The following is a 13004-nucleotide window of genomic DNA, read 5'->3' on the forward strand; positions in this document are numbered from 1 at the left end:
GGGAAGAAGTCTTGCGCACCATCCGTGTAGAGACCTCCGCCGCAACGATCCTGCTGACCGAGGCGCCCGAGCCCAAGGTCCGCGACCGGCAGACGGGCGAGATCGCCAAGGACGCCACCAGCGGGGAGGCGCTGATGACGATCGGCGTCGTCTACCTGGAGGACGGCGAGTCGTCGCTGATCAAGGTCACCGTTCCGGAGAGCGGGGTATCCGAGGGGCTGACGCTCGGGGCTCCGGTCTCGCTGCCGGGTCTGGTGGCCCGGCCGTGGGAGAGCGTCTTCAACGGCCAGCAGCGCCACGGCATCGCCTACCGCGCCGCCGCCGTGACTCCGGCCGCGTTCCCGGCGGCCACCGGAGCCGCTGCCTGATGACCGATCTGACGACACTCCTGGAGGTGGGTGGTCCTGTCGCCGCACTCGGCGGCGGGGCCGCCTACGCCCGGGCCAAGCATCCCGGGGTGTACTGGTCCACGGTCGGCCTCCCGATATCCACGGCCCGGCTCCTCAGCTCCTACGGCTCGGTCATGGAAGCCTGCGGCCTCACCGTGGCTCCCTCCCGGCTGCGGATGCTGGCGGTCAAGGCCACCACCCGCCGAGAGGTCCGCCCCGTACCGCCGCGTCGCGGCATCATCCGCCCCACCTCGACCGGGCTGCGGATCCGGCTCCGCCTCGCTCCGGGGCAGGAACCAGCCGACGTCGCCGCCTCGGCGGAACGGCTGCGGCACGCCTGGGGCGTTCACGCCGTGTACGTGACCACGGTCAAGCCTGGCGTGGTTGAGCTGCGGCTGGTCGGCTTCGATGTGCTGCGGCAGGTGCGGATGCCGCGCAAGGTGGACGCCGGGTTCCTTCAGGTGCCGGTGGCCCTGCGGGAGGACGCCATGCCGTTCATACGCGACTACCGGACCGTGCCCCACCAACTCACCCTCGGCGCCACGCTCTCAGGCAAGTCCATGTACCTGCGGCACCTGATCGCCGGACTCGCCCCTCAGCCGGTCGCCCTCGTCGGCATCGACTGCAAGCGCGGAGTAGAGCTGGCGCCGTTCGCCTCCCGCCTCTCCGCACTGGCGACCGAACCGGAACAGGCCGCCGAGCTGCTGCCCGTGCTCGTGAAGGAAATGGAGGACCGATACGACCTGATCAAGGCCAGGCAAGGCATCGCCCCGGACATCCCGGCCGAAGAGATCACCTCCGACATCTGGGGACTGCCCGAGTCCGAACGCCCCGTCCCCCTCGTGCTGTTCGTGGACGAGGTGGCCGAACTCTTCCTCGTCGCCACCAGGAAGGACGAGGAACGCCGAGACGAGATGGTCACCCAACTCATCCGGCTCGCCCAACTCGGCCGCGCGGCCGGCATCTACCTGGAGGTCTGCGGGCAGCGCTTCGGCGCCGAGCTGGGCAAGGGCGCCACCATGCTGCGGGCCCAGTTGACCGGCCGCGTCTGCCACCGCGTGAACGACGAAGCCTCCGCCAAGATGGCCCTCGGCGACATCGCACCCGAAGCGGTCACGGCCGCCTGTGCCATCGCACCTGAATGCCCCGGCCTGGCCGTCGCGGGTGACACCTCCGGCGGCTGGTCCCGCATCCGCACGCCGTACCTGTCCCTCAGCGATGCGGCGGCGGCCTGCCGAGAGTCCGCACACATGGTGCCGGACGTACCCGCGCTCAAGCCCTTCCTGCCAGAGGTGGCCGTACGGCCGGTCGCATCTCCGGCCCCGGTCGTCGAGCCACGCCCAGCCACCGGCTGACCTCCTCAACCAACCCCGGCCGGCGTGACCGCCTCACGCCAAGTCCCTACCCCTCCCATGCCTGAATCCGGAAGGAGCCGCATCATGCGCGCCCAACTGGCCCGCGTTGACGCGGTGCTCATCCAAGCCGTCATCGCTGCCGCGCTGTCCTTCGCCCACCTGCACGACATCGCCTCGGCGGCCGGGCAGGACGGATGGAAAGCGTGGGCCTACCCGATCAGCGTCGACCTGTTGCTCGTCGCCGCCTGGCGCCGACTGCGGTCCGGGGAAGCCAAAGCGGCCGGGTGGTGCTGGTTTGTCATCGCGCTCACCGCCTCCCTCGGAGCCAACGTCGCAACCGCCGGCCTCCTCGACATGAACCACGTACCGGCCTGGCTGCGCATCCTCGTCGCGGGCTGGCCCGCGGTCGCCTTCCTCGGCGGCACGCTCCTCGCGCACTCCGCGCCGACAACCCTCGACCAGGCCGCCGACCCTGACAAGGACAACGCGGTCCACGACCGCGCGGAGGCACCAGAACCACGTCCCGAGTCGCTTGCACACCCGGCCGCCGAACAAGCCCCGCCCCACCCGGCCGACGAGCAGGAGCCGCCCGAGCGTCCCGCCTTGCCTGTCCCGGCCGCCTTGGTCGCCCACGCCCGCAAGGTCGCTGCCGAACACCACACCCGCACCGGAACACCCATCGACACCCCGACCCTCCGAGCCCGCCTCGGCGTCCCCGCACCCATGGCCGAAGCCATCGCCACCCACCTCTGAAGGAGACCTCGTGACCGCCAACCGCCGCTTCCGCAACGTCGTCCGCATCGGCCCCGTCCGGGTCGGCACGTACTACGACGGCCGGGGCCAGGAGAAGCACACCGCCGCCTGCACCGCGCCTTGCTGCGGCTTCTCCACCGACTACGACGGCCGCCCGGCCGCTGAGCTCGCCGCCCGCACCCACCGCTGCCCTGTGCGCTGAAAGGACCCTCGCCCGTGACCGTCAGCCTGCCGCTTGTCGTCGTCCTCGGCTTCTTCGCTTGGGGAGCAGTGAGGTTCCTCGGCGTCCGCGTCTGGATCGTCGTCCTGATCGCCCTGTTCGGCTTCTGGCTCTCCTGCACCTTCCTCGCACCCGCCATCGAGTCCGGCACCCGCTCCGGCGTGACCGTCATAAATGGCTCACACGCCTAGACGAGTAGATAAGGAGACCTGGCCCATGTTCCTCCCGAAGTACCCCGACAGCCCGACCCCGCCGCCCGCGCACACCCACACCCCGACCGAGGCGTCACCCGTCCGGCGTTCGCTCCCGTCGGTCTCCATCGATCAGAAGACCGTCGTGGCCCTGGTCGTCGGCGGGGTCGTCCTCACCGCGCTCTTGGCGGCCGTCGCCGTCACGGCCATCTCCGTTGCCGTGGCCGCCGTCGTCCTGCGCTCCATGCTCCGCGACCACCACCGCCGCTGAACCGCGCTGGCCTCCGGGGCGGCGGCACACGACCAAGCATTTCGCCGCCCCGGGGGGCCTTTCCTCCCGACCGAGCCAGTCAGAAGGGGAATCGCCATCTTCACCCGCACCACTCCGGCCCCACTCCCGGAACTCGCGAACCTGGCCGCGCAGGGCACGCTGCCGGGTATCCTCCGCCAACTCTCCGGACTCGGCGGCTGCACTCACCCGATCCGCCTCGACGGCCACCGCATCGAGTACGACGTCGACACCACGACCGGCGAGATCGGCAACGTTCTCCACCGCCTCGACTCGTCCAGCCTCCCGGCTGGACAGCTCCTCGTCCGCTGCAACAACCGCCGCACGACCCGCTGCGCGGCCTGCGCCGAGGTCTACCGTCGCGACACCTTCCACCTGATCACCTCCGGCCTGCGCGGCGGTAAGGGCACCCCCGAGCACGTCGCTACGCACCCGCGCGTGTTCGCCACCTTCACCGCGCCGAGCTTCGGTCCGGTCCACAACCGCCCTTCCAGCGGGCGCCCCTGCCGCTGCGGCACCCACCACGACCAGGACGACGACGTACTCGGCACCGCGCTCGACCCGGACACCTACGACTACGAAGCCGCCGTGCTCTGGAACGCTCACGCCGGTCCCCTCTGGCGGCGCTTCTCGACCTACCTGCGCCGGGAGGTGGCCAAGCGCGCCGGCCTCTCCCAGCGGCGCTTTCGCGAGCACGCCCGGGTGAGCTTCGCCAAGGTCGCCGAGTACCAGAAGCGCGGCGCGGTCCACTTCCACGCCGTCATCCGCATCGACGGCCCCAGCGGCGGCGACACCCCGCCCCCGGCATGGGCAACCGCTGAACTGCTCACGGACGCCATCCGCGCTGCCACCGCCAAGGTCCGCGTGGACGGACCGACGATCGACGGCCGCACCCACACCTTCACCTTCGGCCGCCAACTCGACGTCCGCACCATCCGCTCGGCCGACTTCAACGACGGCCAGGAGCTCACGGAACGGGCCGTCGCCGCCTACATCGCCAAGTACGCCACCAAGGGCGCCGAAACCGCGACAGGAGCTCTCGACCGGCCGCTCAAGTTCGCCGCCGAACTCGCGCAGCTCGACATCAGCGACCACGCACGCCGCCTGATCCGCACCGCCTGGTTCCTCGGCGCCCGCAAGGACCTCGAACACCTCCGCTTGCGCGCCTGGGCCCACATGCTCGGATTCCGCGGCCACTTCTCCACCAAGTCCCGCCGCTACTCCACGACCCTCGGCGCCCTCCGTGACGCCCGCGCCGAATGGCGCCGAGCACAAGCCGCTGCCGACACCCCCGACAGCGGGCCTGAAACGACGTACGTCCTCGCGCACTGGGTCTTCGCCGGTACTGGCCTCTCCGACGCCGAAGCCTGGCTTGCCGCATCTCTCGAACCCGCCCCCGGAACGGAAGGAGAACCGACATGGACCGCAGTCGGGACGAACTGATGACTGTCCCGCAGATCCTCGCCGAGCTCGGCGGAGTGTCCCGCCGAACCTTCTACCGCTGGCGCGAGCTGGGGCAGGCTCCGGAAGCGATCAAGCTTCCGAACGGTGAGCTCCGCTTTTGGCGCAGTGACTTCGACGCGTGGCTCCACGGGCTCGCGGAGGCGGCGTGAAGTCGCATGACGTGAGGGTGTGGGGCATCCGCAAGCGGCCGTACAAGACGCCGTCGTACGACGTGCGATGGAAGGTCGGCGATGCCCCGCCATTCTCCGAGACCTTCCGGACGAAGGCACTCGCCGACAACTTCCGGGCCAAGCTTCTTCGGGCTGCGCAGAAGGGCGAGGCATTCGACACGGAAACCGGTCTGCCGGACTCCATGGCACCCGCCAAGGCGTCTCGCACCTGGTACGACTTCGCGCGGGCGTACGTCGCCATGAAGTGGCCGCACGCGGCTCCGAACTCCCGCGACAGCCTGAACGAGACGATGACGCTCGTCACGACTCAGCTGCTGGGTGATCGGCCTGGGCGTCCAGCTGACGATGTATTGCGCCGTGCGCTGCGGGGCTGGGCTTTCGTAGTCCAAGCCTCGGGCGAGGAAGATCCGCCGGTCGATATCGCGAACGCTCTTCGCTGGGTGGCCAAGGCCTCGCTGCCACTGGCGACGCTCAAGAATCCGGCAGATATCCGCCGTGTCCTCGACTCGCTCAAGCTCAGGCTTTCGGACGCTCCAGCCGCCGCCGAGACGGTACGGCGCAAGCGCGCGGTCCTCTTCAACGCCCTGGCCTACGCGGTCGAACTGGGGGAGCTCCCGGAGAACCCGGTCACGCTCGTGAAGTGGAAGCCGCCGAAGGTGACCAAGGAAGTGGACCGCCGGGTCGTAGTGAACCCTCGGCAGGCACGCGAACTCCTGGCCGCAGTCTCTTACGTCGGCGGCTACCGCAGAGCCCGTGGGCGGCGCATGGTCGCGCTCTTCGCCTGCATGTACTTCGGTGGGCTTCGGCCGGCGGAAGCTGTGGCGCTGCGACGTCCGGACTGCACGCTGCCGGAGACCGGGTGGGGTTCACTGATCCTGGAGAAGACCCGCCCGACCGTGGGGAAGCGCTGGACCGGGACCGGGGAGGTTCACGACAACCGCGGCCTCAAGAATCGCCCCGCGAACGAAACCCGCATCGTCCCCATCCCGCCTCGCCTCGTCCGCATGCTCCTGGCCCACATCGAGGAGTTCGGCACTGCCAAGGATGGGCGGTTGTTCGCCAACGAACGTGGGGGAGTGGTCGCCTCCACCACGTACTGGCGCGTCTGGGACGAGGCTCGGCACCTGGCGCTCACGCCGGAACAGGTGGCCTCGCCGTTGGCCGCTCGACCGCACGACCTGAGGCACGCCGCGCTCTCCTCCTGGCTCAATGCCGGCGTCGACCCCACCGAGGTTGCGGAGCGTGCAGGCAACAGCGTCGAAGTGCTGCTGAGCCGGTACGCGAAGTGCCTGGACGGCCGCCAGGACGTCGCCAACCGCCGGATCGCCGAACTGCTCGGTGAGGACGACGGTCAGGAGGACGAGCCCGGCGACGAGACCTGATCCCGACACCCTTCCGACACGCGCACCTGCGGCATGATGGCCCCTGGACTACGGTCCGGGGGCCTCAGCGTTTTCCGGGCCTGACCTGCGGATTCCTGCCCTGCGGCCAGTCCACGCATAGTCCACGGCGCCCGACATACAGCCGCCCCGAGCCGCACACGCCTGCACATACGCGAAGACCCCGTCCCAGCAAAAGCGCTGATGGCGGGGTCTTTGGGCACCTCATGCAAGGTGCCCCCGGCAGGATTCGAACCTGCGCACACGGCTCCGGAGGCCGTTGCTCTATCCCCTGAGCTACGGGGGCGTGTCGCTCGCGTTGCTCGCGGCGACGGGTAGAACACTACCAGCTCCCTCGGGGTGGTCATGAACGGGTTTCCGCTGCCGGGGGGCGGGGTGCGGGTCCCTCGTGCGGGGTGGAAGTGGGGAAAACCCGGACGCGGCGGCCGGGTGCGACCTACTCTCGAGTTGTGCCAGGCGCGTGGGGCCGGGTGCTTGTTGTGGACGACAACAAGGTCATCCGGCAGCTGATCAGGGTCAACCTCGAGCTGGAAGGGCTGGAGGTCGTGACCGCGGCCGATGGTGCCGAGTGTCTTGATGTCGTGCATCAGGTGCGGCCCGATGCCGTGACCCTCGACGTGGCCATGCCGCGGTTGGACGGGCTCAGGACGGCCTCCCGGCTGCGGGCCGATCCGCGGACCCGGGACGTACCCCTCGCGATCGTCAGTGCCTGCACCCAGTACGAGGTCGAGGCCGGGCTGGACGTCGGTGTCGACGCCTTCCTCGCCAAGCCTTTCGAACCGGCAGAACTGGTCGCCATGGTGCGGCAGTTGATCGAGCGGGCGCGGGCGCGGGCGCGGACGCAGGCGCGCGGGGGTGCGCGGCAGGGTGGCGACGGTCCCGTCGCCGACGCCGGTGAGGGGATCGGCCCCGGCGACCTCGGCAGCGACATCCTCGCTCCCGCCAGCCACGGCCATGACGACCTCGATTCCGGCGTCCTCGACCCTGACGCGCTCGGCCAGGGCAGCCCCGGCCAAGGCGGCGGCCTCGGCCACGACACTCTCGGCCACGACACCCTCGGGGCCGACACTGCCCCGGCCCCTGCCGTCGATCAGCCGGCCGTACCGTAGACCCGTTCGTACGGGATCGCAGTCGTACGCAGACCGCAGCACCAGATGGGCCGGCAGCCTCCCCCGGCACCCAACGGGCGCACTCCCCGCACCCGACAGACCCACAGCCTCCGCACCGGACGAGCCGACTCCACGTCCACATCCCGGACCGTCCGGCGAACCGGCTCGCCTACCCACCCCCCTCCTCCCATACGCTGGTGCCCGTGACCCCCGTCGAGCTCTCCCGCACCGTGCTGCACGCCGTGCGTCGTGCTGTCGACGAGGGGGAGCTGAGCGTGACCGTTCCGGAGCGGGCGGTGGTCACCCCGCCGGGGCCCGGAGGGTGCGGCGACTACGCCACCAACATCGCCCTCCAGCTCGCCCGCGCGGCGGAACAGCCCTCGCGGCGCGTCGCCGAGATCCTCCGCGCGCGCCTGCTCGGCGCGCACGGCGTCACCGACGTCGTCGTCACCGGACCCGGCTTCCTCAACCTCAGCCTGGAGGACACCGCCTCCGCCGGCCTCGTCGGGGAGGTCCTGAGCCGCGGGCGGCGGTACGGCCACGGCGTGGGGTCCAGCGGGACGCTCGTCCGCCTCCGCTGCCCGGCCGAGGTCCGTGCCGTCGTGGTCGCGGACGTCGTCGCCCGCGTGCGACGCAGCCAGGGCGACGTCGTCCGCGTCCAGTACGACGGGCGGCCCGCGCTGGAATGGACGACCGCCCTCGGCGTCGACACCGGCCACACCGTCGACGAGACCCCCGACATCGGGCGTCGCACTCACCACACCAGCCACACCAGCCACACCCCCCACGACACCCACGACCCTCACGACGCGCCAAGGCCCCGAGACCTCGGCGACATCGACGTCGACGTGGCCCTCCGCCCCGTTCCCGCCCCCACCGACCCCCTGCCCCTCGGCCGGGACGCCGCCCGCTGGGCGCTGCTGTACCCGGCCGCGCACGACCGGCCCCGGATCACCCGCGATCATCTGGTGCAGCGGGAGACCAACCCCCTCTTCCGCGTCCGGTACGCCCACGCCCGCACCCGGGCCCTCCTGCGCAACGCCGCCGACCTCGGCTTCCGTCCGGAGCCCGGGCCCGTCGCCCTCCCGCCCAAGGCCGTCGGCGCGGGCCACCGTCCGGAGTCCGGCCCCGTCGCCCTCCCGCCCAAGGCCGCCAGCGCGGATCACCGTCCGGAGTCCGGCCCCGTCGCCCTCCCGCCCAAGGCCGCCGACGCGGGCCACCGTCCCGAGCCCGGCCCCGTGCGTGAGGCGGACGCCACTGCGCTTCTCGCCCTGCTCGGTGACCACCCCCGGGTCCTGGCCGCCACCGCGGCGCAGCACAGCCCGGACCGCCTGGCCCGGCACCTCGTCGCCGTCGCCGACGCCACGCTGTCCGTGCTGCCCGTCGTGCTGCCGCTCGGGGAGGAGAAACCCACGGCCGCCCACCGTGCCCGGCTCGCTCTCGCCGAAGCCGCCGGGACGGTGCTGGCCGGCGGCCTGTCCCTGCTCGGCATCGACGCACCCGAACACCTCTGAGCCAAGAAGAGGCACACGAAACCATGAGTCGTTCCGCACACCCCGCCGGGCCCCGTCACGCCGATGTCCTTCCCGAGGGCCACTACTCCGCCCCGCCCGCCGACCTGAACGCGCTCGATGCCAAGGTGTGGGCCGAGACCGTCACGCGCGACGAGGACGGTGTCGTCACCGTCGGCGGGATTCCCGTCACGCGGCTCGCCGAGGAGTTCGGCACCCCCGCCTACGTCCTCGACGAGGCCGACTTCCGGGCCCGGGCCCGGGCGTGGCGCACCGCCTTCGGGGCCGGCGCCGACGTGTTCTACGCCGGCAAGGCGTTCCTGTCCCGGGCCGTGGTGCGCTGGCTGCACGAGGAGGGGCTGAACGTCGACGTCTGCTCCGGGGGCGAGCTGGCCACCGCGCTGTCGGCCGGCATGCCCGCCGAGCGCATCGCCTTCCACGGCAACAACAAGTCCGTCGGTGAGATCACCCGGGCCGTCGAGGCCGGCGTGGGCCACATCGTGCTCGACTCCTTCCAGGAGATCGTCCGCGTCGCGCACATCGCGCAGGGGCTCGGCAAGCGGCAGAAGGTGCTCATCCGGATCACCGTGGGCGTCGAGGCGCACACCCACGAGTTCATCGCCACGGCCCACGAGGACCAGAAGTTCGGCATTCCGCTGGCCGGCGGTCAGGCCGCCGAGGCCGTACGGCGGGCGCTGCAGCTCGACGGTCTGGAGCTGGTCGGCATCCACAGCCACATCGGCTCGCAGATCTTCGACATGTCCGGGTTCGAGGTGGCCGCCCACCGGGTCGTCGGGCTGCTGAAGGACATCCGCGACGAGCACGGCGTCGAGCTGCCCGAGATCGATCTCGGCGGCGGGCTGGGCATCGCCTACACGAGCGGCGACGACCCGCGCGAGCCGCACGAGATCGCCAAGGCGCTCACCGAGATCGTCACCCGGGAGTGCGAGGCCGCGAAGCTGCGGACTCCGCGCATCTCCGTGGAGCCGGGGCGGGCCATCGTCGGGCCGACCGCGTTCACGCTCTACGAGGTCGGCACGATCAAGCCGCTCGACGGGCTGCGCACCTACGTCTCCGTGGACGGCGGCATGTCGGACAACATCCGCACCGCGCTGTACGACGCCGAGTACAGCGTCGCCCTGGTCTCCCGCACCTCCGACGCCGAGCCGATGCTCGCCCGGGTCGTCGGCAAGCACTGCGAGAGCGGGGACATCGTGGTCAAGGACGCGTTCCTGCCGGCCGACCTGGCGCCGGGCGACCTGGTCGCCGTCCCGGCCACCGGCGCCTACTGCCGGTCCATGGCCAGCAACTACAACCACGTGCTGCGGCCGCCGGTCGTCGCCGTGCGCGACGGCGAGGCCCGGGTGATCGTCCGCCGCGAGACGGAGGAGGACCTGCTGCGCCTGGACGTCGGCTGAGTCCTGTCCAGCAAGGGGTGGAAGATCTCCTGTCCTCCACCCCGTACAAATGAAATAGACGTCTCACGATCCGGACCAGGGGCAGAAAGTCCCGTTCGGTGGGTGAGACTGGTTGCACCGCAGACGGTAATGAGGAAACGAGGTCGGATGATGCGTACGCGTCCGCTGAAGGTGGCGCTGCTGGGCTGTGGAGTGGTCGGCTCAGAGGTGGCGCGCATCATGACGACGCACGCCGACGACCTCACGGCCCGGATCGGGGCCCCGGTGGAGCTGGCCGGTGTCGCCGTCCGCCGGCCCGACCGCGTGCGCGAGGGCATCGACCCCGCGCTGATCACCACGGACGCCACCGCCCTGGTCAAACGGGGTGACATCGACGTGGTGGTGGAGGTGATCGGCGGCATCGAGCCGGCCCGCTCCCTCATCACCACCGCCTTCGAGCACGGTGCGTCCGTCGTCTCCGCCAACAAGGCGCTGCTCGCCCAGGACGGCGCCGCGCTGCACGCCGCTGCCGGGGAGCACGGCAAGGACCTCTACTATGAGGCCGCCGTCGCCGGTGCCATCCCGCTGATCCGGCCGCTGCGCGAGTCCCTCGCCGGCGACAAGATCAACCGGGTGATGGGCATCGTCAATGGGACGACCAACTTCATCCTCGACAAGATGGACACGACGGGCGCCGGGTACCAGGAGGCCCTCGACGAGGCGACCGCCCTCGGGTACGCCGAGGCCGACCCGACGGCCGACGTCGAGGGCTTCGACGCCGCCGCCAAGGCCGCCATCCTCGCCGGCATCGCCTTCCATACGCGGGTGCGCCTGGACGATGTCTACCGCGAGGGCATGACCGAGGTGACCGCCGCCGACTTCGCGTCCGCGAAGGAGATGGGCTGCACCATCAAGCTGCTCGCCATCTGCGAGCGGGCCGCGGACGGCGGCTCCGTGACCGCGCGCGTGCATCCCGCCATGATCCCGCTGAGCCACCCGCTGGCCTCCGTGCGCGGCGCCTACAACGCCGTGTTCGTCGAGTCCGACGCCGCCGGGCAGCTCATGTTCTACGGCCCCGGAGCGGGCGGCTCCCCGACGGCCTCCGCCGTGCTCGGCGACCTCGTCGCCGTCTGCCGCAACCGCCTCGGCGGCGCGACCGGACCGGGGGAGTCCGCGTACGCCGCCCTCCCCGTCTCCCCGATGGGCGAGGTCGTCACGCGCTACCACATCAGCCTCGACGTGGCCGACAAACCGGGTGTTCTCGCCCAGGTCGCGACCGTCTTCGCCGAGCACGGCGTCTCGATCGATACGGTTCGCCAGCAGGGGAAGGACGGCGAGGCGTCCCTCGTCGTCGTCACGCACCGCGCGTCCGACGCCGCCCTCACCGGGACCGTCGAGGCGTTGCGCAAGCTCGACACCGTGCGTGGTGTCGCCAGCATCATGCGGGTTGAAGGAGAGTAACCAGCAATGACCCACCAGTGGCGCGGAATCATCGAGGAGTACCGGGACCGGCTGCCGGTATCCGACACCACGCCGGTCGTGACGCTCCGCGAGGGCGGCACGCCCCTCGTGCCCGCGCAGGTGCTCTCCGAGCGCACGGGCTGCGAGGTCCACCTCAAGGTGGAGGGCGCGAACCCCACCGGTTCCTTCAAGGACCGCGGCATGACGATGGCCATCACGCGGGCCAAGGAGGAGGGCGCGCAGGCCGTCATCTGCGCCTCCACCGGCAACACCTCGGCCTCCGCCGCCGCGTACGCCGTGCGGGCCGGGATGGTCTGCGCCGTGCTCGTGCCGCAGGGGAAGATCGCGCTGGGCAAGATGGGCCAGGCCCTCGTCCACGGCGCGAAGATCCTCCAGGTCGACGGCAACTTCGACGACTGCCTCACGCTCGCGCGCGGTCTCAGCGACAACTACCCCGTGTCACTGGTCAATTCCGTCAATCCGGTGCGTATCGAGGGCCAGAAGACGGCCGCCTTCGAGATCGTGGACATGCTCGGCGACGCGCCCGACATCCACGTCCTGCCGGTGGGCAACGCGGGCAACATCACGGCGTACTGGAAGGGCTACAAGGAGTACGCCGCCGACGGCGTCGCCACCAGGACCCCGCGCATGTGGGGATTCCAGGCCTCCGGTTCCGCCCCCCTCGTGCGCGGCGAGGTCGTCAAGGACCCCTCGACCATCGCCACCGCGATCCGCATCGGCAACCCGGCCTCGTGGCAGTACGCGCTCGCCGCGCGGGACGAGTCGGGCGGTGCCATCGACGAGGTGACGGACCGTGAGATCCTGCGCGCCTACCGGCTGTTGGCCTCGCAGGAGGGCGTCTTCGTCGAACCGGCGTCCGCCGCCTCCGTCGCGGGTCTGCTGAAGGCCGCCGAGCAGGGCAAGGTCGACCCGGGGCAGCGCATCGTCTGCACCGTCACCGGCAACGGGCTGAAGGACCCCGACTGGGCCGTCGCCGGCGCCCCGCAGCCGGTCACCGTCCCCGTCGACGCGGCGGCCGCGGCGGAGCGCCTGGGTCTCGTCTGAGGGCGCTCGAACGGACCTGACGTGCGCCGACGCGCCGAGCGCCGGTGCCACGCCCGACACGTTCCGGCGTAAGACGGCGTCGGTCCGGGGAGATTCCCTACGGGGGGTGCACAGGGGGCTTACGACACGCATCGTGCGCCTCCTGTGCGCCCTATGTCGCCACAGAACCTTCCTTCGATAGGCTGTACTGAACCCGCCCGCCGCATATGCCTCCGCAGGAGCGCGGTGCC

13 protein-coding genes, 1 tRNA gene and 1 pseudogene are annotated in these 13004 nt (G+C 71.2%); 14 read left to right on the top strand and 1 reads right to left on the bottom strand.

Features of this window, described 5'->3' with window-relative positions; translation table 11 throughout:
• Window positions 1-11 precede the first annotated feature (11 nt).
• From AC07DA_RS05575 to AC07DA_RS05615, 9 genes are all read left to right on the top strand, one after another.
• Entirely contained in the window at window positions 12-368 is a 357-nt protein-coding gene (locus tag AC07DA_RS05575) for an SCO3933 family regulatory protein (protein WP_030851889.1), read from the top strand.
• Window positions 368-1744: an FtsK/SpoIIIE domain-containing protein gene (locus tag AC07DA_RS05580; protein WP_479124893.1), complete on the top strand. Its 1377-nt coding sequence runs from the start codon at window positions 368-370 to the stop codon at window positions 1742-1744. Before AC07DA_RS05575 ends, AC07DA_RS05580 begins: the two co-directional genes overlap by 1 nt.
• A gap of 84 nt (window positions 1745-1828) precedes the next feature.
• The gene (locus AC07DA_RS05585) at window positions 1829-2497 is read left to right on the top strand and encodes a DUF2637 domain-containing protein (RefSeq protein ID WP_479124895.1); all 669 of its coding nucleotides are present in this window, start codon (window positions 1829-1831) and stop codon (window positions 2495-2497) included.
• 10 nt (window positions 2498-2507) lie between these two features.
• Window positions 2508-2699 (top strand): mobile element transfer protein, encoded by a 192-nt coding sequence (locus AC07DA_RS05590; RefSeq protein ID WP_479124897.1) that lies wholly within the window; start codon window positions 2508-2510, stop codon window positions 2697-2699.
• Window positions 2700-2713: 14 nt separating this feature from the next.
• Window positions 2714-2908: a hypothetical protein gene (locus AC07DA_RS05595; RefSeq protein WP_479124899.1), complete on the top strand. Its 195-nt coding sequence runs from the start codon at window positions 2714-2716 to the stop codon at window positions 2906-2908.
• A gap of 25 nt (window positions 2909-2933) precedes the next feature.
• Window positions 2934-3179, top strand: coding sequence for a SpdD protein (locus AC07DA_RS05600; protein ID WP_479124901.1), 246 nt, complete (start codon window positions 2934-2936; stop codon window positions 3177-3179).
• A 159-nt stretch (window positions 3180-3338) separates the two neighbouring features.
• Window positions 3339-4640, top strand: coding sequence for a replication initiator (locus AC07DA_RS05605; RefSeq protein WP_479125420.1), 1302 nt, complete (start codon window positions 3339-3341; stop codon window positions 4638-4640).
• Entirely contained in the window at window positions 4616-4810 is a 195-nt protein-coding gene (locus AC07DA_RS05610) for a helix-turn-helix transcriptional regulator (protein ID WP_479124903.1), read from the top strand. The genes AC07DA_RS05605 and AC07DA_RS05610 overlap by 25 nt, the downstream gene beginning before the upstream one ends.
• Window positions 4807-6213: a tyrosine-type recombinase/integrase gene (locus tag AC07DA_RS05615; protein WP_479124905.1), complete on the top strand. Its 1407-nt coding sequence runs from the start codon at window positions 4807-4809 to the stop codon at window positions 6211-6213. Before AC07DA_RS05610 ends, AC07DA_RS05615 begins: the two co-directional genes overlap by 4 nt.
• Window positions 6214-6445: 232 nt before the next feature.
• Here the strand turns inward: AC07DA_RS05615 and AC07DA_RS05620 are convergent.
• A tRNA-Arg gene (locus AC07DA_RS05620) sits at window positions 6446-6517 on the bottom strand.
• Window positions 6518-6632: 115 nt separating this feature from the next.
• On the opposite strand from AC07DA_RS05620, the pseudogene AC07DA_RS05625 reads away from it, so the two are divergent.
• The 5 genes and pseudogenes from AC07DA_RS05625 to thrC all read left to right on the top strand — a co-directional run.
• Window positions 6633-7130, top strand: a pseudogene (locus AC07DA_RS05625) (response regulator); the annotation flags it as partial.
• Between the two features lie 413 nt (window positions 7131-7543).
• Complete coding sequence (nrtL, locus tag AC07DA_RS05630) at window positions 7544-8854, top strand: ArgS-related anticodon-binding protein NrtL (RefSeq protein ID WP_479124907.1); 1311 nt, start codon at window positions 7544-7546, stop codon at window positions 8852-8854.
• Between the two features lie 23 nt (window positions 8855-8877).
• Window positions 8878-10269: a diaminopimelate decarboxylase gene (gene lysA, locus AC07DA_RS05635; RefSeq protein WP_479124909.1), complete on the top strand. Its 1392-nt coding sequence runs from the start codon at window positions 8878-8880 to the stop codon at window positions 10267-10269.
• A 147-nt stretch (window positions 10270-10416) separates the two neighbouring features.
• Window positions 10417-11709 carry a homoserine dehydrogenase gene (locus AC07DA_RS05640; protein WP_479124911.1) on the top strand — a complete coding sequence of 431 codons (1293 nt, stop codon included), beginning with the start codon at window positions 10417-10419 and terminating at the stop codon, window positions 11707-11709.
• A gap of 6 nt (window positions 11710-11715) precedes the next feature.
• Window positions 11716-12774: a threonine synthase gene (gene thrC / locus AC07DA_RS05645; RefSeq protein WP_479124912.1), complete on the top strand. Its 1059-nt coding sequence runs from the start codon at window positions 11716-11718 to the stop codon at window positions 12772-12774.
• Window positions 12775-13004 lie beyond the last annotated feature (230 nt).

The organism is Streptomyces sp. NPDC044921 (genome assembly GCF_056432865.1).

Excerpts from the sequence above, each read along its gene's own strand:
- AC07DA_RS05580 (WP_479124893.1), top strand. The coding sequence starts at position 368 with ATGACCGATCTGACGACACTCCTGGAGGTGGGTGGTCCTGTCGCCGCA.
- AC07DA_RS05585 (WP_479124895.1), top strand. The coding sequence starts at position 1,829 with ATGCGCGCCCAACTGGCCCGCGTTGACGCGGTGCTCATCCAAGCCGTC.
- AC07DA_RS05600 (WP_479124901.1), top strand. The coding sequence starts at position 2,934 with ATGTTCCTCCCGAAGTACCCCGACAGCCCGACCCCGCCGCCCGCGCAC.
- AC07DA_RS05610 (WP_479124903.1), top strand. The coding sequence starts at position 4,616 with ATGGACCGCAGTCGGGACGAACTGATGACTGTCCCGCAGATCCTCGCC.
- lysA (WP_479124909.1), top strand. The coding sequence starts at position 8,878 with ATGAGTCGTTCCGCACACCCCGCCGGGCCCCGTCACGCCGATGTCCTT.
- AC07DA_RS05640 (WP_479124911.1), top strand. The coding sequence starts at position 10,417 with ATGATGCGTACGCGTCCGCTGAAGGTGGCGCTGCTGGGCTGTGGAGTG.
- thrC (WP_479124912.1), top strand. The coding sequence starts at position 11,716 with ATGACCCACCAGTGGCGCGGAATCATCGAGGAGTACCGGGACCGGCTG.